Source organism: Bacteroides timonensis (assembly GCF_000513195.1).
Taxonomy (GTDB): Bacteria; Bacteroidota; Bacteroidia; order Bacteroidales; family Bacteroidaceae; genus Bacteroides; species Bacteroides timonensis.
Genome location: NZ_CBVI010000112.1, coordinates 29,841 through 52,299 on the forward strand (window position 1 = coordinate 29,841; position 22,459 = coordinate 52,299).

A 22,459-nucleotide genomic window follows, 5' to 3' on the forward strand; every position below is an offset into this window, starting at 1 on the left:
GATTGCTGCTTAAAGATTATTGTGTTTTCTTTGCTAACCACTAATCGTACCTTTTCAATATGTCTGCTCATCGTTAACAAAAACTTTTGCATAGCAATATCACGATACTCTCTCTTGATAATCATAAAATATGCCGAACAAACGATGAATGTTGCAAGAATAAACACTATATTTTTACATCTTACACCAAGATAATAGAGATATAGCTATGCTACATTCAAGCCAATCAGCTCCCGTCGTTGATGGCAAAGTCATGGAGTTTATGATTTTTGCCATCGAGAGTGTCACCCAGAAGTTGGGTATTCCGGCCCTAAGGCTTTAGGTATTCCTATGGGAGAACCTGTTTTTAAACTCAAACCATTACTAGAGAAATACAATATTGCTATTTTTTCTAGCAACTATGCACTTTATGGAGATATGAGCCGCAGAGTTATGTCAATGTTGCACGATTTCATTCAAGAGATGGAAGTATACTCGATTGATGAATGCTTTTTATCACTTCGTGGTTTTCAAAACTATAATCTGCGCGATTATGGCAAAAACATTATAAATTCAGTCACAAAGGGTACAGGAATCCCAGTATCTATGGGGATAGCTGAAACAAAGACTTTAGCAAAAGTTGCTTCAAAATATGCTAAAAAACACAAAAGGTATGAGGGTGTATGTATTATTGATACTGAAGAAAAAAGAATAAAAGCTCTTCAGCAACTTAGCATCGGAGATGTCTGGGGCATCGGATATCGCCAACAAAAAAAATTAGAATATTATAATATTAAAACAGCCTTTGATTTTGTACAGAAAAAAGAGTCATGGGTAAAGAATATTCTGACCGTTACTGGAGCCAGAACCTGGAAAGAGTTAAACGGCATTCCAGTATTCAGTCTGGAAGATTATATTCCAAATAAAAAATCCATTTGTACATCCAGAAGTTTTAGAGATATGCTTGGTGATTTTGAAACATTAATGGAGGCTATTGCTAATTTTGCGGCTTCATGTGCCAGAAAACTAAGGAGACAGCATTCATGTGCAAGTGCACTTCAAGTCTTTATCCAAACAAACCGGTTTCGGGAAGATTTGCCGCAACTTTACCAAAGTCAGGCCATCTCAATACCTGTAGCAACTAGTAGCGTATTGGAACTAATTCATTATTCCCGGGAAATATTACAAAACATATATAGAGAAGGGTATTTATACAAAAAGGCTGGCGTTATTGTTACCGATATCGTTCCTGAAAACAATATCCAATTAAATATATTTGATAAATGCGATCGGGACAAACAACAAAAAGTGCTCAATGTCCTTGATCGTATAAACCTTAAATATGGTCCCCAGTTACTAAAAATAGCATCCCAAGGCTCCGGTAGAAAGTGGAAATTAAAAAATGAGTATATATCCAAACAATACACAACTAATATGAATGATTTAATTCAAGTAGTCGTTAAATGACCTACTTAGAATTATTTTTTATTTTCGATATGACAAATTTCAATATACTTTAATAGAGCTTATTTATTCTTGAGCAGTATATGCTCTTTCGGTTCATTCCTATATTTTTTATGTAACATTATCTGTTTTTATAAACTGTAATGTTCAAAAACGGGAGGATTTGGTGACAGGTTATAATAGTCTACTTGACCGATGGACAGGCGAAAATAGACTAAATCCGTATATGATTTGTAAAGCCGTGGTAGTACCGGATTGGCGGTATATATCCCCTGCGCTACTTTATCGTCCACATCAAACACAACTTGTCCCATAACACGAACAGAGATGTTGTTCACCATAGCAAGTACTTCTACACTGGGATTTAGTTGTAATTGCCGATAGACTTCTTTTCTGGATGCTGTGACTAAATAAAGGCTGGCTATTTCCTGTTTCATGATTTGGAATACCCGAATTTTCGGTTTATTGCCTTCCACAGTGGCGAATGCTACTTCTTTATGCTTCCTTAAAAAGTCAAATACCTTTTCCATATTCTACATTGATTTAAACTGTATGTTCCGTAGCCCTACAGGTAACGGAACATACAAGCCATAATATATCTTATTTGTATAAAACCTTTGCCAATTCTCCCAATCCACCTATACCGGAAAGGTCAGGATAGGCTTTCTTCATAGCTTCGACGAAGGCTTCCTGCGTTTTGTTTTCAGCCAACAGTTTCTTCATGATCTTCAAATAATCGATTCTGAACCCGACGACATCGGCCTTTGCCGTACCGCCATGACCGCCAATGAACAGTTTAGCTCCTGACCGCAAAGCATTCTTGCTTTCAGCTATTTCAGCATCTATCGCTGCCGGAGAAGATATCTGTAAGTGGCTAGCATGTGACCTGGATGGAGCCCAATGTGTATAGTATACTTTTTTGCCAATCAGTATGCTTGCACCGGGGAAGTCGCTCGATGCTCCATGATGGAACTCAAATGTTATATCATCGTATGTCTTTATCGAGCCGAATGCCACTTCCGAGATTTTGCCTGTAGGCATTGTAGTAAGGGCATCACCGAAAGCCTGTGCGAAGTTCTGCATCATGCCGCCATACACTGTACCTTGCGTGAACTCCGGCATACCTTCAGGCATAATCACTTCATGATTAGCCGTACCGCCTACATGATAGTCGGTGATACGCTGCTCCACAGGTTTGTTCAGTTTGGAGAGATAAGCGTCGAACTCCACCACATTATCCTTGAAAAGTGGCTGCTCCATTGTGATGAGTGCGTTATTACCCTCTATGATATAACTGGCATCCCCCAACGCATCGTTGGTATAATAGACGTGCAACTTGAAGTTGTCGAAATCGTGCATTTCAAAACGACCTTTATCCTGTGCCGAAGCACCCAAAGCCACAAGTATCAATACCAAAACAAATAATTTCTTTTTCATGATTCTTTTTGTTTTATTTTGTTTACCACTTTACTGGGGCATTCAGTATCACGCCGTCAGTTGCATCTTCTGTCGTGAACGTATTACCACGATACTGTACACAGAGCATCACAAGCGGATTCGTTCCATTATTTCGAACACTACGTTTTCCATCAGGAGATACACGCACCACACTGCCCTCTTCCACAGGAAATACCTGTCCATCCACCTGAAATTCACCTTTGCCACTAAGGAAAAAGTAAAGTTCCTCATGGTTCTTATGGGTGTGCAGAAATCCGGTTTCAGCACCAGGCGAAAACACCTGCATGGAGAATTCACTGCCCGTAACATTGAGAACGCCCCCACCGAACACCTTACCAGGTATCTTAATTTCTGGTCCGAGCTCCAATACATACTCATTTAAATCACTTAACTTACCCAAGTTGATGGCATTAAAATTCGTTGCTTCCGCAAGTTTCTCAATTTGTTTCATAATTACCTTCTTTTAAAATTAATAGTATTATAATGTTTCTTAGTTACTTTTCTGCCGCAAAGGTATTGAAAACTTTATGCTCATACAAGTAGGCACTTGTTTATCAGATAGTTACCTTGAAGTAACTATTGCTGAAATACAGGCAAATACAAAAGCATTTTTTTATTATATTTTTTTCTTTTGGAGATAAAAGTATATTTACTTACCTTTGTATAGTAATTTGAAACACATCATATTATGGATAGAACAACAATAGAAAATGCCCTATTTCCCACTTGCCCAATTCGAAACGTACTGGCACGTATCAGCGACAAATGGTCGCTACTGACCATTTACACGCTCGACAAAGATGGAGGAGGTCCCGTGCGCTTCAAGGAATTGCAGCGTGAAATTCCTGACATTTCACAAAAGATGCTAACAGTAACACTCCGCACTCTTGAAGAAGATGGCTATGTGACACGTACTATATATCCCGAAGTACCACCACGGGTGGAATATACACTCACCAAACGGGCGAAATCACTATTGCCACACATAAATTCGCTGATAGGATGGGCTTTAGAAAACATAGATGCAATTATAACAGACCGAAAGACAGTTGCTCGCAAATGATATTATGATAATGTAAAGTGGGTATAATTTACAATTCTACACATGCTATAAAAGAGGGGTAAAATTTTTTATTTATAGTTTGGTCATCCAAAATCGGCAAGCTTATCAGAATATCAAAAAGAAGACTTAAACTAATTGATAAAACTCATTATTAATGATAATAAATGATAGGAACACTGAATATGTGGGACTATCATTACTAATCGTTACTCCTTAGTTCTATCGTTTAATAGCAACCTGTCTGTATAAAGTCATACAAGTATAGCAGGCCGTTATCCGGCAACTCTGATTCATCCATAAATGACTCAAGGCCATACTCATTCACGCCTAAGAATGATAATCTGTTACCATCAAACTGCATATTTTGGAAATAGAAAATAGCATAGGGCATATCCAAAACGGCCAGAGAATAATATTCATTATCACTTCTCTTGTGGATTTTGATGGTGTCATATTTGTCTTCAAAGCAGGCTATCAGACCATCTCTGGCTATTTGATCTATCTTTGCTTTTAATCTATATGCTAATTCTATCGAAGACATGCCTGGTGAAGCATTTATTTTCATGTCTTCTTTCGCATATTGGATAGCTTCTTCATTTTCATCCTCTTCCAGTTCTTCGCCCGAATAGGGAGAGTGAATCACCCCACTTTCAACTGCTTCTACGGCAAACAAGCCATGACCAACTTCATAATACAGCTCTAACTCTATAGGACCCAAAGCTATTTCGCACGCTTCTTTATCCGACATCCCGGAAAGTTTCAAACATTCTACCTTGTTCCGATAAGCGATAGGCGTCTTTTCCTGTGTCAGACCCACATTAAAGGGTTCGTAATCTTCTGCTTTATTCTTATTCATTTTATTCTTCTTTATTTTATTCTTCTTTATTTTATTCTTTATTTCCTTTCCGTTTACTTCATCGTTCTATTATTACATCTTTTCCGTTCCAATCTTTAATTCTATCGGTTCGTCATCCCATGTCAGTTCTTTGCCTATAAGTTTGTAAATAGAACCTTTAGGGAGTTCTATTTCAATTGATACACTCCCTTGTTCGGACTCGACGTATACTTCCTCTGAGTAATACCACTGATTACCCCAACCCCTAACAGGTTTTTCAGGCGTTATTAACTCTGTCTTGTCTTTGTTTACTGCTAACCATGCCATAATCTTAAAATTTTGAGTTTTCTTTTTTCCCTATTGTAGCAATCAGCTACTTTCGGGCTTGATTAATTATGTCGCATCAAAAGGTGTTATGGCTCTTTATGCAAGGTTTCACGATTAAATACTACCTGTATGAAGCGGAGGGTGGAGATTTTGTCGTGAATCGTCAGGCTTCGACCTTGCATACAAGAAAAACATGACAAGTACCTTCGCGACACAATTCACATCAAATAGCCCGAAAGCGATATGCGAACCAGAGAAGAGAAGGTTTCTTACACTTATAGAATGGGGCACTGTGAAAAAAAATATAAATAGATATTTCGAAGGAAAAGCATAAAAGTCATGTACTTGTGTATGATGCGTTACAAACAATTTGTTTGTGAAAATAAAAAGGGGATCGCGCCAGCAACGTATCTGTATCTGTAAAACATTAAACTAACTTCTATGTATTGGAAGAAAAATAAGGAGGCAAACAAAGGGACCCAATAGACGGAGCAAATGTCGGGAAGTGGAGAAAAAACCAGCTTTTTAGAACCAACAATATGGAGTAGGAAACAAGTTCTTCTTTTCTCTATTAAACATAAGATAGATTATACACAAAAAATCATTCTAACAAAGAATAGATTAAACTGCCGGATATTGTAAATATTCTCTAACAACGGAACCGCAGTAGATATGATGGAAGCATCCACAGGAGAAGTGCATTTCAGTCCCATCACAAAAAGATACTGATTGATACCTACGCCGCATAGTCCGCAGACGATGAGTTTTATCAAATCCTTTATTAAAACCTTTTCTTTAGGAATGAAGAATGAAACTCCCCAAAACATGAGGCAGGCAAAAATGGAGCGCATGATTGCAATCGCTTCAGGAGGAACACCCGATGAAAGCAAATACTTGAATATAGGTATACTGATACCAAATAATACGTTGGCTGTACCAATCAGCAGATGACCCTTTAATTTCTCGCTATCCATTTTTGCCTGGCTCTAATGTTACCATTTTATATTGTGAATCCTATCTTCAGCTTTGATTTCTTTTTGTTTGGGCAGGAAAGCGTTTTCAGCGGGATAGCCCATAGTCAGCAAACAGGTGAACTCGTAACTTTCGGGAGCACCTACGATTTTCTTTATTTGGTCAGCTTCGTCGCTCACGGGGATATGAAACACTGTTCCCAGCCCCTCAGCGGTGGCGGCAAGCAACATATTTTCCAATGCACACCATGCCGAAGCAAAGTAGTTGAGCGAACTTTGCTCCATGGGTTTTAGCAGGGGGCTTTGTTTCTGGCGGAAGAACGGTAGAATGAGCAGTCCGCTCTCCATAAGCATCCTCTGCTGTTTGGGCAATGCATCGGTAAACATCTCCATCTTGTCCTTGTCACCGGAGTCATCTACCTCAAAAACAAGGTCTTTGACTACCCGATATATTATAACATTCGGTCACTTCGGGAATGTCTTGTATAATTCGTGTAAACTCTGCTGCAATATCCCTGTTCAGCCGTCTGAGCTTCACACTGCAAAATACGACAAATCCCTGATTCAGCTTTTCCGCATCGAGGACGGCAATATACTTCTTTATATAACCGCCACTCTCAAGACGTTTGAGACGTTCGAATACCGGGGTTGATGACAAACTCACCCGTGCAGCCAGCTCTTTGGTAGTCAGACGGGCATTCTCTTGCAAAGTACGGAGTATTTGCAAATCTACTTTATCCAGTTTCTCCAATGCACTCATAGAATAATATTCTTCTAAAAGATAAATTTCAGGAATGAAGCGAATCATTCATTCTATATAACCGTACAAAAATAGTATTATTATCTATATTTATATCAGATATTGTTCGATAAATCTACGTTCTATAACTTTGCAAGAAAATAAAAAAGATTATTAAACTTCAAAAATATACGATTATGGCAACAAAGAAATTACACTTCGAGACTTTACAGGTACATGTAGGACAAGAACAGGCAGACCCGGCAACAGATGCCCGTGCAGTACCTATCTATCAGACTACTTCTTATGTATTCCACAACTCGGCTCACGCAGCCGCACGTTTCGGTCTGCAAGACCCTGGAAATATCTACGGGCGTCTGACTAACTCTACACAAGGAGTTTTTGAACAACGCGTAGCTGCCCTTGAAGGAGGAGTAGCCGGACTGGCAGTTGCTTCCGGTACTGCCGCCATCACTTATGCGTTCGAGAATATAACCCGTGCCGGCGACCATATCATAGCAGCCAAGACCATCTATGGTGGAAGTTATAATCTGTTGGCACATACACTACCTAGTTATGGTATCACAACGACTTTTGTTGATCCGAGCGATTTATCCAACTTTGAAAAAGCTATCCAAAAGAATACAAAAGCTGTATTTATTGAGACACTGGGTAATCCGAATTCCTATATCATAGATATAGAAGCTGTAGCCGAAATTGCCCACCGCCACAAGATTCCTTTAATTATCGACAATACATTCGGCACTCCTTACTTGATCCGACCCATCGAACATGGAGCAGATATCGTAGTACATTCGGCTACGAAATTTATAGGCGGACACGGTTCGTCACTAGGTGGAGTGATCGTTGATTCCGGCAAATTCGACTGGGTGGCCTCCGGCAAGTTCCCGCAACTTACCGAACCGGATCCTTGCTATCACGGAGTACGTTTTGTAGACGCTGCCGGTCCGGCTGCTTACGCTGTCCGTATCCGCGCTATTCTTCTGCGTGACACGGGAGCAACTATCAGCCCGTTCAACGCTTTCATCCTGCTACAAGGACTGGAAACTCTTTCATTGCGTGTAGAACGCCATGTGGAAAACGCGCTGAAAGTCGTAAATTTCTTAAACAATCATCCGAAAGTGAAGAAAGTGAATCATCCGTCATTGCCCAATCATCCCGATCATGCATTATATCAGCGTTACTTCCCGAACGGTGCAAGTTCCATCTTCACTTTCGAAGTAAAGGGTGGACAGGAAGAGGCACACCGTTTCATCGACAGCCTGGAGATATTCTCACTGCTTGCCAATGTTGCTGATGTGAAGTCGCTCGTGATTCATCCTGCAAGCACTACTCACTCGCAACTTAATGCTCAAGAACTAGTCGAACAGGATATTTATCCAGGTACTGTTCGGTTGTCCATAGGAACGGAACATATCGATGATTTAATTGCCGACTTGGAACAGGCTCTTGCTAAAATCTAAAATACAGCAACAGCAGTTTGTGCATTGAACTTTCCATCAAAACGTTCGCTTCTAGCCACTTTCCTACTGACTGGGGCGAACGTATCAATCATTCCTGAGATCTTGGACTACTTGGCTTTTCCAAATGAGAAGCAAATATAGCCTCCGTTTGAATAAGTTTCATTGGGGAATCGTTAGCTTCTCTTTTTCGGGAAAGATATTTTTAGTTCCTTACCATTGACATTCTATCCTTACTATTGACATTCTATTTATGATATGTGAAGTATTCTCCATTGTAATAGGGAATGTCCCCTACCCTATTCTTATTAACCTATTCTGTATCTAAAGATTTTCTCAGTAATCTGCTTAACCGCTCTTTGTAGCTACTCAGATACATCCGTTTTTGTTTTTCCTCAAGAAAACTATTATTAATGAGTTCAGCAACTTTCGGCTGTTCAACCAAAAAAGGAGCCATCAGTTTTTTTATCTGTTTATCAGATAATCCTATTTTCTGGCCGAAATGAATAAAGTCATCCTGGCATGGGTGCCCTTTCCTCTCGTATATATCCGTTTTGTCTAAAGTAGCAGAGAGCCCATCTTCTAAAGCAAAATCACCATCGTTAGTATGTAAAGAAGTATTCATCAAATCATAAGCTGGCGATAATAAGTAATCTCCATCTTTAGATAATTGCAATGAGAAATTCTTTAAATGTGCATCTCCGTTAGCAAAAGCATAATTGAATAAAACAAGCACAAAGAATTTACCCATTTCAACTTGCCATGCCGGCACCAATTCCTTAATTTTCAGAGCAACGTCCTCATAGCTTCCTGTATATTTAAAATCCTGTCCATGAGTTTCTGAGGTCTTCTCTATCAAAGAGGCAAAATCCTCCTGAGGCACTTTTGTACCATCATCAAGGATATCAAAGCGTTTGGTTAAATAAGCGGGTGTACCATCTGAAAAAAATATAATTCCATTTTCAGCCGTCGAGATCTGATAAACCTGACGAGCTATTTGCATAGTCAAGTGCTCATTGGCAGGGATTTGCTTTCTATCCCGTAATGCCTTATTCTCCGGTGCAGGTTTAATGATATAACGTCCCTGTTCACCTTCAGCCGTCAATCTTATTCTGCCATTATCTTCGACAGCGGACATTTTTTCCTGTACTCCTGAAACAGATATACGCACCGCATTTTCTGTTATAGCTACATACTGATCATCATCATAACTAAAATCCATCATGTGATTAACCCGCTTCCCAGAAAAGAGTCTTTTACATGCTAAGGGACTATATGTAGTAAATCCAACAGCTAAAGTAGAAGGACAACAAATAATATCTTTCATATCAGTCTATTTTTTTCACTGTAACACTTCCTATCGTATCTCTATTGGCTGTAGCTAGTAATAACCCAAAATGGTCGCGCTCGTCAATTTTATATTCCAAACATTGAATGCGCTTATTCGCCCCTTCCGAAAGCATATTAAAAAAGAATGGGAATAGAACTGAACTCCGGTATTCCTGTTTCTCTTTAGGAAGGGTTAAAGATATGGCCCGCTTACTCGCATCAGCAAAATAATAATCGTCATAACGGAAAATGAATTCCCCGTCATCGGATTCTTCCAAGATTCCTGCCAAAATATGGTTTTCGTAAACTTCCGCTTTTCTCATTTAGTACCTGGCTTTTTAATTTGTAACGCAACTTCCATTCCTAAAATATCTGCTATTCTAGAAAGGGTCATTAATGAAGGATTTCCTTTGCCATTCTCTATCTGTACAATAGTTCTCAGTCCTACCCCAGACATATCTGAGAGGTATTCCTGTGTAATATTTAAAAGGCTACGCCTTTCCTTTATAGTATTTCCAATATCCATAGTGCAATATAATGCGTATTTACTGCAAATATAGTAACCAAACATCAATAAAGCAAATGGAATGTGCATTATGTTGCGTATTTATGTCATTTTTGATATTAAAAACTGTTTTACCAGAATCCATACTATTTCTACCTTAATGCATAACTTCTACTTTCTTGTAATTGTCAGCTTTGCACTTACTTGCAATATATCTTACAAATTAGAATAAATGATGAAACAGCTACGAATGATAAAAAATAAGTGCTTATTTTTAAGGTTGAAGAATTCTTCATTCCATAATTACAACTTTTATACTATGATACAGGAAAGTATTAATAGAGAACTTATCAAAAAACAGCTGAGATTAATGAAATCATAATCTATTCCTTTTGGATTGACTGAAGATATGTTGTACCGTGGTGGAAACAGATGGTTGGGAATGCAATATGGCATGACGGTCCGACATCCATGGGAAACAGAAGGTGTTTGTGATCCACGTGTTATCTGGAAAATTTGGGATGATTTCGGAATTTCTGATGCAGAAATGTCTGGCTTTTGGATAGCAAATACTCCTGTATCAACATCAGATAATGATGTAAAGGTAACCACATACAAAAAGCCCAGAAGGGTATTGCTTTCTATTGGCAATTATTCGGATATCAAAAAGACTATAAGGCTGAAAGTGGACTGGAAACAACTAGGGCTGGATAAAAATAATTGTAGGTTCGTGGTACCAGAGATTTCTACATTCCAACCTGCCTTCGAATGGGAAACCAATGATTCTATCGAGGTAGTTCCCCGAAAGGGATGGTTAATAATAATTTGTCCTCAATAAGTGAGCAGGGTACTGATCTTTTCAAATTTCAGTACCCTTTCAAAAACTATAATTTTTGATACATGGTGATATCAACAGATTTCTATCATTTACACCTTACTTTGAATTAGTTTATCGGATTATTCTTTTCATAAACAGATCGCAAAGAATAATCCTCTTTCTTTACACATTCATTACATATAAGATCTGCCTCGGATTTATATCCGTTTGTATACAAATATTCAACTATATCTTTGAGCTTCGGATTATGATAATTATCAGACGAGCTTTGAATTAGACAATTAACGATATGCGCAACTTCAGCCGATGAATTGTGAAGAAAAGAATACAGGCATTCAATAATCTGCCATGAATTACCGTACTCACAATTCAGGTTTACGGAAGCCAACATCTTTTCTTCTCTATCACTATCTATTGTTTCAAAGAACCCGATCAGTCTATAGCTCTCTTTTATAAAAAGAGAGCTTGTTTCTTCTTCCTCATTCGAATCTTTATATTTCTGGTACATAAAACTCCAGATACGATTCACAAATTCCACACAACTTTTATCATCCCGTAACCGCCACAAATAATTCATCAAATATTCGCATATCGTTTTTGAACCCCTACCGCAGATCGTGGGCAGTTCTTCATCACCAAGAAGTTTCATTCGAATAGCTTTCAAAAGATTACCAATAACGGTTTCAGCTATTATAGAGTCCTGTTCTTCTATATTATCCAATATGTCTGCATATATGCCACAATCATATAAGTATTTAAAAACAGGCAGATTACTTAATGGATGATGTAAATGATAACCATACAATGCTGCTTTATAATTCGATGGACAATTTACATTAAAAATTATATTTAGTTTATCGTAGAACCAAGATTGATCGATATAGGTAATCTCATTATGGAAAGAGGCAATAGCGTAAAATAAATCGACATTTTCCTCCTGTCTTATATCTGTATCAAGAATTTCCTCGATATCTTCATGCCATCTATGTGACTCTTCTTTGTGTTCGTTCTTGGCAGAAAGGTATGTTACCCTAATTAAGCACTCATATAATTTCTCATGATGCCGGTTATATATTGAATTCCAACTTCCATCCCATGGCTTTTCATAGATAGATTGTGCTTCTTGCCTAACAAGCAATAAAGTGTCCTTAATTATCTGTAACACAGTGGGAGTTATCTTGTCATAGCCCCTTTCCATGTATCGACCAGCAAGCATCAAAAAGTTATTAACCAACCAATGAGGAATATCAAAATTCGATGGGGCAGCATTGTATTTTATCCAAAAGCTCTCATTAAACAATTTTTGGAAGGTGACAAATATCACTTCCGCATTCCGGAAACTTCTATGTTCATTGAGATATTTCATCAACCCACATGACCAATCATATATCATCGGCATAGGAGCATTTTGCATTTCACCCATTTCCAAATCATATTTATCAGGGACCTTACTAATCCTTTCTACAAATTCCGAGGACAACTCTTGCCTAGCTATATCAATTGGTAAAGATCTTCCTTCTTTTTCATGTTCTTTGTATAATTCAACGATTTCTGATAAGGACATATTCTGCAAATTATAATCAGGAGAAGCAGCCGGAGCGGAAATACCCTCTGTCACATATGATAAATATCCCGGATGATCTATTTCATGAGGATATTGCAGACAAACAGATTCTACATACGCAGCTATCTCAGAATCCTGATTCTTTTTAAGGGCCAGTACATACATCTTCTTCCAAAATAGGATATCATCCTTTGCATCTTTTTGACCTTCACCCTCCGGAAGCGTCAGATTTTCAATCCATTCTTTACACAAATGCAATTCATCTTGTGAAAATTCAGCACAATTTTGTTCTATAAGAGAATATAGCTCAGGATAACACTGTATGTCATTCAAAGGATTCTTATCTTGACTGCACAACAGCCCTTTTAACACTGCATAATTTTTTCCTATGACATAATAAGCTACTCTTTTGTAAATTATCTCAGACTCATTGAGAAGCTCTTTTACAGCAACCATTTGATCTTCTGCAGACAGATTATATACATAGTCAATAAGGTAAAAAACCAACAGATCTTCATAATCATCATTGTAGCGGTTCTGCTCATCTTCTATATTCATAGAAGGCAGACATGACCTATGCCGTATAGACTTGAGCTTATCCAACAAAATAGAATAGCCTTCCATACCGCAAACATCCACTATTTTTTTTAATTGATCCTTAATAAAGGACCTATACGAATATAAACTAAATACAGGGAGATATTCTGGGTATCCTGCGTCATTTTTCTTGTTAGAAAACAACAAATCGATACATTTCAATGCAGCATTTTTATTATCCACTTCAAGAAATCTGGGAATCAGTTTTTCTGTAAAAGAAAACATTAAAGCTGTACCAGCATTGATTATCTCTTCAATATATGTAAGATGTTTTTCGGAAATATATTCGTCGGGCAATGTACTGATAAGTTCAATCAGCATATCATTGGTCCTTAAATTTACTATTCTTCCACCATCCTCATTCGTGAAACCTAATATTGAATCTATAATATTACAGATTGTTTTCCATTTTTCTTTTTCTTTCGGAGAAATTTTGTGTGCTACACGGCATACATATTGTAATTCATGCCAGTAAGGATATGAAAAGCAACCTGGATATTCCTTGGATTCAACAGGATCAGGATTGTTTTTCCCATCAAATATTCCTTTCTCATAAAGAGGCTGTAACCATCCCACAGAATCTAAATGACTATAGAAATACATGGATTTGCTTTCATCTGATAAAATGATATTCAACCGATCCAAAGTGGTTTCATTCGGAATATCAGTCTGGGTCAATGTATCAAGTCGCGTTATGATTACAATATACGTTCCCACCAGTTGATAGAGTATATCTTCAAATTCATCCCATATCAGAATGATATCCTGAGGATTCCTTGGACGCTCTATAGACTTATCATCCCGGTGCGCATATTTATTAAACCAAATGGACAGTTTAATGTATCTTTTGGCAATATTGGAATCAGGAGAGTAACCAAAAGAAGAAACAATAGATGATATATGTCCGCTCTGCTTGATATCTTTCTCATTTACATCTCGCAGATACTCATAGTGTGAATATTCATTTTTGAATTCATTGAACAGCTTCTCATAATAAACATCGTCAATGGTCTTTTTAATATCTTCTTTTTTCTTTTTGCTCTCAAAGATACTTCTTAGACCACCGTCGATCTCGCGCAGGAGATGTCCCAAAACATTTGACTTAGATAAAAAATCCATTTGCTTAAAGCAAACACCATCTTTATAAAAAGCCGCTATTTCGGGTCGGATGGTCATTAATCCGTTATAGACAGCTTGCTCTTTCGTATTTAAAATAGTATCTAACTGTTTCATCACATATTATATTTTAATATATACAAAAATACAAATAAAGACAAAAGACAAAAAGAAGTAGCTGAATTATTATTTAACAAACAGAATTATAGCATACTTTACAATTAACCCAGAGCTTCATTTTTCACCACTATATTCTGATATTTCGATGCATAACAATTTCCTCTATGCCCTAAAAGAATGTGCATTAATATAGTCCTTCCTTATAAAATACATCTAGACTCCCCTACCCGATAATCATAATACTCATCATTTTCTTCTCAACAATAATTGCCGAAAAACTCTATAATCTTTTCTTATTCACTTTCTTAAAAAAGTATTTATCTGTCCCCTCCTCCCCTCTCCTACTAAAACTTTTAATTAAGCTATTTCAAGACTTGCGGTAATAAGAGTATATTCAATAAACAATACAGAAAAAAGTGAAGGGTAAAAGAAAAATATAGCAGGACTGTAAACCATAAAAAAGGTTGTGCCCTTCACAAAGACACAACCTCCTTTTCATTTAAGTACCACACTTCAAGGCGTCATCCACAAACACGTTCTTTGCAAATAACATTTTATTCCGGAAAACAACCACTCCTATACAGCTATACAAACATACAAACATACAAACTTATAAACTTATAAATTCAACACCTGTTTTCTATTGAATTTTCTTATCAATTAATTTTTCAGATATTGTAGTCGCTTTCCCCAGTCTTCCATAACTGCCTGACGCCACTTATAGACAGTCTCGGCACCCTGAAGGCCTCGCCAGAACAGTGCGGGATCGCTCTTGTCAGTGTACCAGTTGGGACCTACCTCGTAGTCGGTGGCAGACTCGCGACCCGGCCACAGATTTTCAACGGTTATGGCGCCCTCCAATGCAGGAAAACCTGATATGTCAGAGGTAATGGTATAGGGAAGTGTACCGGTGTAATATGTAGAGTGACGCACAGCATAATCACCACCTCCAAGGTGGAATCCGTCCCATTCCTGCCGTCCTATGGTAAGAGTGAAGCAGGCAGAGTCGGCGGGAATATCAGGACGATCAGGACCTTGAATATGAAACTCGATAATCGAATAGATAGGTACGGTGTCCGCAGCCATGGTGAGCTGGTGGAAGACCGGTCGCGAGCTACGTGCAGTTGGTTCGAAGCTGCCTCCCCATGACTCGCTTTCAGGATCATCGGGATTGCCATCCATCAGATAAAGAAGTGCCGGTGTGTCTCCCATCTTGGGGATGCCTTTGTAATAGTTGATAAAATCTGCACCAAGATGCCCTGCACCTTTGATATAAGCATCATAATATCCGGCATTGTATTTATCTTTCACTTTATTTTGGGTGATAAATCCCCGATAAGAAGCGTTATCTTCAATCATCCACAGATTTGGGAAATTCTCTACTATATAGGCGTAGCTGTTAGTACTCCATTTTTTGTTAGGACCTCCAATCCAGTAGACACGGATTTTGTCAGCAATGTCAGGCGCGTCGTGGAGGGCTTGTGCCACGTCGTCAAGTCCGCCCCACACAGATATCCACAACGGACGTTCGTCCTGCCGACGCGCACATTGCACTATCCATCGGGAGCCTTCGGTGGGAGAAAGGAAACCTCGATAAGGGGCTGCTCCCTTGCGTCCCTGCTTGGTTATGGCGCGAAGTTCTACAGGAGACATCAGTCCCTCAATATGTTTGGACAGTTGGGAAAGTCTTTTTCGTAAAGGTAAATCATACGGAGAATTTCTTCCTGATTTCCCGAACCGTAAGAAGGAGAAGAAACGATTCCTTCAAGGTCAAAACAGTCAGTATACATCAGCAGATGAGCCATTGACTGATTGTCGTCAGGGTCCGTTCCTCCGATGTCAGTACTAATGAGCACACGCGGTTTAATAATGTCAATTGCCTGAATCTTCGTCCCGATTGAGCCTAAGATAAAAATGGCAAGTAATACCAATCTTTTATGATAGTTTGCTAATTTAAGATTTATTCTGCAAATTTACGCTCGAAATTCAATTTAAACCACCCACAAATTCGTAAAAACATGTCAGATTCCGAGAAATTGAGGACTTTCGATGAAAAGCGTGGCGAGTTTAAGCCCTACGGCCTGACGTGTGAGATCTGGCGTCCGCAGCTTATGCCGAAAATCGACCGTCATAACGAAATTGAGCTTAATTATATTCCCGAAGGGAGCATTACCTATTTTTTCCCTACAGGAAAAGTGACGGTTCCACCTCGCAAAATTACGCTATTTTGGGGGCTTATGCCCCACAAGATCATTAAAAGTGAGTCTGACGCACCCTATTTTGTGGTTACCATACCGTTTAACCTCTTTTTAAGCTGGAGGTTGCCTTCAACCATTGTCGATAGAATTCTCGGAGGAGAAGTTGTGGTTGAGACCGTTGAATCAGAGTACGGACTCGACAATTCAATGTTTAAGAGGTGGGTTTCTGATATGGCCAGCAAGCAAAATCAGGAGGCGGTAAGCCTTGAAATTCAAGCCCGAATACTACGGTTAACAAAAAACATATCTGTAGCCGGAGCCAGGTCCACTGCCATACTGAACCCTGCCGACGCGTCAATTTTGGAAAGGATTGTGGTCTACATTGCCCACAACTATAACCGCCCAATAAAAATTTCCGATATTGGCCGGACTATGGAACTTCACCCCGATTACGCTAATGCTATTTTCAAGAAGGCCTTTGGCTGCACGTTAAGTCATTATGTAGCGGAGGAACGGATAAGTCAAGTCAAACGCAAGCTTATTCTGGCAGACATGAGTATAACACAGATAGCCTTTGAATGCGGGTTTAATTCAATCAGCCGTTTCAACAGTATTTTTCTTAATATCTGCGGACAGACTCCCCGACGCTATCGTGAACAAAACAGGTGAAATATTATCAGGCTTCTACATAAGTAAGCTTTATTAAAGTCACACCAAAAGCCTATCATGCCACTTGAATATACATACTTAATATGATAATTATTATAGAATAATATATTCACTCTTATGATTATCCTTGTCAAAATGCATCAGGGATGCCGCATGATGATTTTTACCATAAATACCTATAATTAATCTATTAATATGCATTGTATATAATTGATAATCAATAGCTGCATTACTTTGGTATGTAATTTAAAATTCTTCTTCTGCGAACGCCTGTAGACCTAATGGTTACCAACAAAATACAGATGTTTAGTTTTTCCAATGAACATAAGGAATTGATTTTTACAGTTCCTATTTAGAATGGACAAAAACAAATCGGAGGTTGTGTTAAAAAGATAGCACAACCTCCGATTCTATTTAAATAGAATAAAATCTTTACCAGGAACCCTCCCCAACATTATAGAATAATTGAACTTTATCTCCATATATTGTCGTAAGAGAGGCTCTCATCACATCAACGAATTTCTCTTCAATTATCTCATAGAAAAATTGACTGGGAACTATCACTATTACTTGAGTGCTATCATCTTTTTTACTTACAGTAAAAGGAATTAAAGGTTTAAACCATATTTTGAATTGTTCCGGCTCTATTTTCTCCTTTATCAAATTCAGGAAACCTTCCCAATCTTTTTTTTGTTCTTCGGTCAACTGTGATTTATAAACAGTGATTTGAGGTTTAGGAGTTGGAACTGCTTGTTTTTTTGCCGGAGCAGGATCAACGACCACCTCATCCACCAATTCATTTGTTATAAAATTGACCAAAGATTTATTCACATATCGACGTACACTCGTATCTACTTTTATTTTACCTTTCTCAATATCTGCAGACAAGGCCTTTACTTTAGCCGCAAATTTTTTAAAATTCGCAGGAGAAACTTTTAAAAGAAGTGACTTCATCTGTGCAGGAGTCTGCTGTAACTTCTCTTTGAGTATTTTTTCTAATTCTATTTCTTCTGACTTACGAGTTTTATCGGACTGCAATTGGTTACCTAGTTCAGATAACTTAACTTCAAATTCTATGCTTTCCGGACATCTGGATTTCCTATTATTCTTATAAATAGGTTTGTAATCGAAATAAAAATCAGTTTCCTTTGTTTTGGCTTTTTTTTCCAGTTCTTGTTTGGCCGGTTCGAGAACTCTTCTCTTAAAATCACTAAAATAAAGGTATTTCTCTCCATTTTCACCGATAAATCCCATTATCTTCCTGAAATTCATATAGTCCTCCTTAAATTTACTCCCATCCCGGCTAAATTTAGAAGAAATATAAATATAGATACGTGCGGAATAAGAACTTTCCGAATTAGTAACCGTATAATCCAAATAATGATCTATCCATTTATTGAAATCAAATATATGGTTAGCGACATTTTTCTTTATAACAATAGAAATAACAGGTTTTTTGTACTTGTACACAGTATCTCCTGTTTTCTTATCGGTTTCAGTTATAACATTCTCATTCCATAAGATAGGCTTAAGCAAGGTATCTATCATGTCTCCGGTATCCCCTTTTCCATTATTTACAGGAACCAGACAAGGAATACCCGCCATCTGAAAGATAGTATTGAAGGCAACCGGATAGTGTTTCGGTTGAATACCTAACTCACTTAGATGCAAATCGAACATTATATCATCTTTATCCAACACATGTTCACGCAATTCCTCCGAATCAAAAAGAGACCCCATTTGCACTTGTGGCGCAGAGAACTTTTCATTAAGCTTTTTCTTGAAAATATCCTGTAACTTCCGTACTACTGCATTAATTACTTTTATCTGTGTTAATGATGCAGTAAATGGAAGCATTGAAAGTGTAACCGGTTGTGCCAATAGATTATTTCGATCCAGGACAATAATTTCTTTCTTCTTTGGTTTCATTGGATAAATGATTTATAATAGCCACAAAAATAGAATTACTTTCTCATTCCACCAAGAAAAAACAATCAAAGTTGACTGAATCGGCTTGCATTTTAAGTAATTAGTTTAAAAGCAAGTAGAGTTTAAATATCTCAACCTCCCCTCCCCTAACTAATGATCCAAAAAGGAAATGCATATTTTCGACAAAATTGGAACTAATAGACCTTATTTTCTACGATTAATCAGAGAGAAAGGGAAGCAAAAAACTTCCTTTTTTGTCGAAAATAAATTATAACACATTATATCCCAATGCTTTATATTTACTATACAGACCAGAAATATAATCATGACTGCTATTTTATACTATAAACAATAACCTTACTATTACTCTTTTCGACAAAATTGGAACAATTATTCCCAATATTATCCCCTCATTTCACCATAGCGCCATCGATAGAATTGTATATATAGCTAACAATGAATGAAAACCGGCAAATTTTCGACAAATCTGGAACAATTACTCTCTATAACCGTATCTGCCATCCAAATCATGGGATATAATAGGAAATATTCACCTCAATTATATTCCATTTTGTCGAAAATGATATCTAAACTTCCACTTCTGACGAATAAGTTCCAAAAATGTCGAGAAATAATAGTTCCAATTTTGTCGAAAACAACAATAATAGCAAAAGACTAAAAAATTCCAATTTTGTCGAAAGTAAAAATTAATCTTCTGATATTCAACAATATATAAAATGATCAGAGCCAAACATACCTTTTCAAAGATATATCATCTCAATTTATAAAAGCAGTATATTCTGTCGTAAATAATATTTTAATATGCTGTATGATAGCTTATTAGCATACATATTTTCGACAAAGAGGTATTATTTTAAATCGTTCAATATAGTCTTATGCAAATACGTGTCAAGCAGTACTCCCCTCCCCCACTTCACCTTATCCAGCATCCAAATTTGCCGAATATTAATTCCAAATTTGTCGAATTTGCTTTTTTCGATTCCTAATATGACGAAATCCCTTCCATAAATGCCGAATAGAGAAAGAATAAAGCTCCATAAAGGCCGAGTAAATCTCCATAAAAGCCGAAATAAGTTCCTAATTTGTCGAAAATTAGCGTATAATAGACTGATAATCAATACTGTTTAGCTCCTTTTATTTCTTATTCTATATATTCTTTATTTTATTCAAAATATATCGATCGATTGTTTTTTGAGAAGGACTAAAGGGAAAAAAGAAAATGCCGCAATGGATAAATTACAAATAAAAAATAAACTTTCGACAAAGCGGAATAATTATCTATATTATTAGATTAAATCTCTGAAGATACTACGAGTACTTCCTAAAAAGTCGAAAAACAGTTCCAAAAATGTCGAAATGTACTATTTTAGTTCCAAATTTGTCGAATATGAATTCCATAAATGTCGAATATATACATAATTTTATTCCATAAAAGCTGAGTAAACTTCCATATATGCCGAAAAATGTTCCTAATTTGTCGAAATTACGATTATATTATACTGGAAATCAATATAATATGTTCCTTTTATTCTCTATTTCTTTTATTCTTTTGTTATTCAATATAATCGATCGATTATTTTTTGAGGAACAGATTAAAGGGAAAAAGAAAATAGGCACAAAAGATTGAAATTAAGGTAACTGGGATGATTTTTTATTGGTTTCGACAAATTTGGAACTCATTATAGGCCTTATTCTTTTTCTGTGCAGTTCCAATTTTGTCGAAATTGGTGGCAATAGTGGCTTTGTAGATAGCTGTAGTGGCATTTTCGACAAATCGGTATAAAGAAATGAGTAATCCACAAGGAATATTTCTGCTTAAATTGGAAAGAAATAAAAATTTGACTGGAAAGTACACTAAAGAGTCTGTGAAATATGAATAGCCACAGACTCTTTAAATGCCCCTCTCCTACTCTTAGATATTGTAGCCATTAATAAGCTTGTATAGCTCTCTTGTATCTGGGTAGTTCTTATCTAGCCATTCTACTGCGCTTTGATAAAGCAGGAGATCCAATGATATTAATGGTTCACCTTTTTTGCGTGAATTATTCAAACGCTTTTTGACTGTGTCTAGACGAAATAAAGTTTCGTCATCCAATGTCACATTGCGGATACAGGTTCTTTTAACTTCACTTTTTTCAGCGGGTGTGCTTTGTTTTGGCATTTCATTTCTTGAATCATTAGTGGGGTTGGTTGCATTTTTATCTTCTATGACTTCTCCCCCACCCTGTTCTTGCGGCTGATTACCTTGTTCTGTTAATGGAGATTCTTGCAACTGTTCAGTTTCTGAAGGATTTTCAGCAAGAGAACCCTGTGCTGGATTTAGAGCGTTCTTAGCCTTTTCTGTTTGATGCAATGCATCAGCCATTGTATCATTCAATGAGTATTTTGCTTTTGGTGGCATAATCGTTCTTTTTTTAATGGTTAGTAATACGTGCTAGGATTTCTTTAGCTAGTTGCGAGTAGTCCTTGGCGCCAGGAGAATCCGGTGCAATTTCAAAAACATTTGTAAATTGAGCAGGTGACTGGGCTAATGGTATGTTCGTACGAATTTTAGTTTTAAATACTTTATCACCGAAAGTTGTTTCCATTGCTTTTACAGCATCGCGGTGCAATGTTAAACGTTTGTCATATCGAGCCATCAGGTATCCCAAAATTTCTAGCTTTGGGTTGATTATTTTTTTAACCTCCTCATATTTTGCGGAGATCATTCCCATTCCATCCAATGCAAAAACTTCGCAGTTTATTGGGATGATTAGGTAATCGGACGCACACATGGCATTAATTGCAAGCAATCCATTATTGGGCGGGCAATCGATAAGAATATAGTCATAGTCGACCAAATGTGGCTCTAAAAGCATTTTAAGAATATATTCGCGTCCCGTTTTACTAACGAGTTCCTGCTCGCAGAAATAAAGTTCGGAGTTTGCAGGAACAAATTCGTATCCTTCTATATCTTCTTTCTCCAAACAAATGCAATATTTTAGGTCTACTTTTCCTGTCATAGCATCGTAGAGGGTCTTTAAGGGTTCTTCTTCTGCTTTAGCAGGCCGGTACCCCATCATTTTTGATGCATTGCCTTGCGCATCAGCATCAACTACAAGAGTCTTATATCCAAGATTAAAAAGTGCTTTTGCTACATTAACGGTTGATGTACTCTTACCTACTCCACCCTTGAAATTTAGAAATGAAATAACTTTAGCCATGATTTATGATTTTACTATTATATTGCAAATGTACCTCTTTTTATTGAATAATC

At 37.3% G+C, this 22,459-nt stretch carries 16 protein-coding genes and 5 pseudogenes; 5 read left to right on the forward strand and 16 right to left on the reverse strand.

Annotated elements, in window-relative coordinates; all coding sequences use genetic code 11:
• The first annotated feature begins 324 nt into the window (after positions 1 to 324).
• Positions 325 to 1,446, forward strand: coding sequence for a Y-family DNA polymerase (locus BN161_RS20770; RefSeq protein ID WP_262483930.1), 1,122 nt, complete (start codon positions 325 to 327; stop codon positions 1,444 to 1,446).
• A 128-nt stretch (positions 1,447 to 1,574) separates the two neighbouring features.
• Here BN161_RS20770 and BN161_RS20775 read toward each other — a convergent pair whose 3' ends face one another.
• The 3 genes from BN161_RS20775 to BN161_RS20785 form a co-directional block, all read right to left on the reverse strand.
• Positions 1,575 to 1,973: a pyridoxamine 5'-phosphate oxidase family protein gene (locus BN161_RS20775; RefSeq protein WP_044269885.1), complete on the reverse strand. Its 399-nt coding sequence runs from the start codon at positions 1,971 to 1,973 to the stop codon at positions 1,575 to 1,577.
• A gap of 70 nt (positions 1,974 to 2,043) precedes the next feature.
• Positions 2,044 to 2,880, reverse strand: coding sequence for a hypothetical protein (locus BN161_RS20780; RefSeq protein ID WP_044269886.1), 837 nt, complete (start codon positions 2,878 to 2,880; stop codon positions 2,044 to 2,046).
• A gap of 22 nt (positions 2,881 to 2,902) precedes the next feature.
• Positions 2,903 to 3,352, reverse strand: a complete 450-nt coding sequence (locus tag BN161_RS20785; protein WP_044269887.1) for a cupin domain-containing protein — start codon at positions 3,350 to 3,352, stop codon at positions 2,903 to 2,905.
• Between the two features lie 237 nt (positions 3,353 to 3,589).
• Here BN161_RS20785 and BN161_RS20790 point away from each other — a divergent pair, with 237 nt between their 5' ends.
• A complete protein-coding gene (locus BN161_RS20790; protein ID WP_044269888.1) occupies positions 3,590 to 3,964 on the forward strand; it encodes a winged helix-turn-helix transcriptional regulator in 375 nt (124 codons plus the stop codon).
• Between the two features lie 226 nt (positions 3,965 to 4,190).
• Here BN161_RS20790 and BN161_RS28260 read toward each other — a convergent pair whose 3' ends face one another.
• The 5 genes and pseudogenes from BN161_RS28260 to BN161_RS20815 form a co-directional block, all read right to left on the reverse strand.
• Positions 4,191 to 4,820, reverse strand: coding sequence for a hypothetical protein (locus BN161_RS28260; RefSeq protein ID WP_052356378.1), 630 nt, complete (start codon positions 4,818 to 4,820; stop codon positions 4,191 to 4,193).
• Positions 4,821 to 4,892: 72 nt separating this feature from the next.
• Positions 4,893 to 5,126 carry a hypothetical protein gene (locus tag BN161_RS20800; RefSeq protein WP_044269889.1) on the reverse strand — a complete coding sequence of 78 codons (234 nt, stop codon included), beginning with the start codon at positions 5,124 to 5,126 and terminating at the stop codon, positions 4,893 to 4,895.
• Positions 5,127 to 5,779: 653 nt separating this feature from the next.
• Positions 5,780 to 6,100 (reverse strand): annotated as a pseudogene (locus tag BN161_RS20805) (EamA family transporter); the annotation flags it as partial.
• A gap of 18 nt (positions 6,101 to 6,118) precedes the next feature.
• A pseudogene (locus tag BN161_RS20810) lies at positions 6,119 to 6,529 on the reverse strand (nitroreductase family protein); the annotation flags it as partial.
• Between the two features lie 7 nt (positions 6,530 to 6,536).
• Positions 6,537 to 6,857: pseudogene (locus BN161_RS20815) on the reverse strand (Lrp/AsnC family transcriptional regulator); the annotation flags it as partial.
• Positions 6,858 to 7,033: 176 nt separating this feature from the next.
• On the opposite strand from BN161_RS20815, the gene BN161_RS20820 reads away from it, so the two are divergent.
• Positions 7,034 to 8,320, forward strand: coding sequence for an O-acetylhomoserine aminocarboxypropyltransferase/cysteine synthase family protein (locus BN161_RS20820; RefSeq protein ID WP_044269890.1), 1,287 nt, complete (start codon positions 7,034 to 7,036; stop codon positions 8,318 to 8,320).
• Positions 8,321 to 8,630: 310 nt separating this feature from the next.
• Here the strand turns inward: BN161_RS20820 and BN161_RS20825 are convergent, their stop codons facing one another.
• From BN161_RS20825 to BN161_RS20835, 3 genes are read right to left on the reverse strand one after another with little or no spacing between them, the layout of a single operon-like run.
• Positions 8,631 to 9,644 carry a type II toxin-antitoxin system HipA family toxin gene (locus BN161_RS20825; protein WP_044269892.1) on the reverse strand — a complete coding sequence of 338 codons (1,014 nt, stop codon included), beginning with the start codon at positions 9,642 to 9,644 and terminating at the stop codon, positions 8,631 to 8,633.
• A 1-nt stretch (position 9,645) separates the two neighbouring features.
• On the reverse strand, positions 9,646 to 9,969 hold the full coding sequence (locus tag BN161_RS20830; protein ID WP_044269894.1) for a HipA N-terminal domain-containing protein: 324 nt from the start codon (positions 9,967 to 9,969) through the stop codon (positions 9,646 to 9,648).
• Entirely contained in the window at positions 9,966 to 10,241 is a 276-nt protein-coding gene (locus BN161_RS20835) for a helix-turn-helix transcriptional regulator (RefSeq protein ID WP_244436581.1), read from the reverse strand. Before BN161_RS20835 ends, BN161_RS20830 begins: the two co-directional genes overlap by 4 nt.
• A gap of 295 nt (positions 10,242 to 10,536) precedes the next feature.
• Here BN161_RS20835 and BN161_RS20840 point away from each other — a divergent pair.
• Positions 10,537 to 10,989, forward strand: a pseudogene (locus BN161_RS20840) (glycoside hydrolase domain-containing protein); the annotation flags it as partial.
• Positions 10,990 to 11,095: 106 nt separating this feature from the next.
• Here the strand turns inward: BN161_RS20840 and BN161_RS20845 are convergent.
• On the reverse strand, positions 11,096 to 14,383 hold the full coding sequence (locus tag BN161_RS20845) for a hypothetical protein (protein ID WP_044269898.1): 3,288 nt from the start codon (positions 14,381 to 14,383) through the stop codon (positions 11,096 to 11,098).
• 663 nt (positions 14,384 to 15,046) lie between these two features.
• Positions 15,047 to 16,191 (reverse strand): annotated as a pseudogene (locus BN161_RS20850) (nucleoside hydrolase-like domain-containing protein).
• A 213-nt stretch (positions 16,192 to 16,404) separates the two neighbouring features.
• Between BN161_RS20850 and BN161_RS20855 the strand changes: the two are divergent.
• Positions 16,405 to 17,253 (forward strand): helix-turn-helix domain-containing protein, encoded by an 849-nt coding sequence (locus BN161_RS20855; RefSeq protein WP_044269900.1) that lies wholly within the window; start codon positions 16,405 to 16,407, stop codon positions 17,251 to 17,253.
• A gap of 432 nt (positions 17,254 to 17,685) precedes the next feature.
• Here BN161_RS20855 and BN161_RS20860 read toward each other — a convergent pair whose 3' ends face one another.
• The 3 genes from BN161_RS20860 to BN161_RS20875 all read right to left on the reverse strand — a co-directional run bounded on the left by BN161_RS20860 (position 17,686) and on the right by BN161_RS20875 (position 22,406).
• Entirely contained in the window at positions 17,686 to 19,182 is a 1,497-nt protein-coding gene (locus tag BN161_RS20860; RefSeq protein WP_044269902.1) for a DnaA N-terminal domain-containing protein, read from the reverse strand.
• A gap of 1,933 nt (positions 19,183 to 21,115) precedes the next feature.
• Positions 21,116 to 21,604 carry a hypothetical protein gene (locus BN161_RS20870; RefSeq protein WP_044269906.1) on the reverse strand — a complete coding sequence of 163 codons (489 nt, stop codon included), beginning with the start codon at positions 21,602 to 21,604 and terminating at the stop codon, positions 21,116 to 21,118.
• Positions 21,605 to 21,617: 13 nt separating this feature from the next.
• On the reverse strand, positions 21,618 to 22,406 hold the full coding sequence (locus BN161_RS20875) for a ParA family protein (RefSeq protein WP_044269908.1): 789 nt from the start codon (positions 22,404 to 22,406) through the stop codon (positions 21,618 to 21,620).
• Positions 22,407 to 22,459 lie beyond the last annotated feature (53 nt).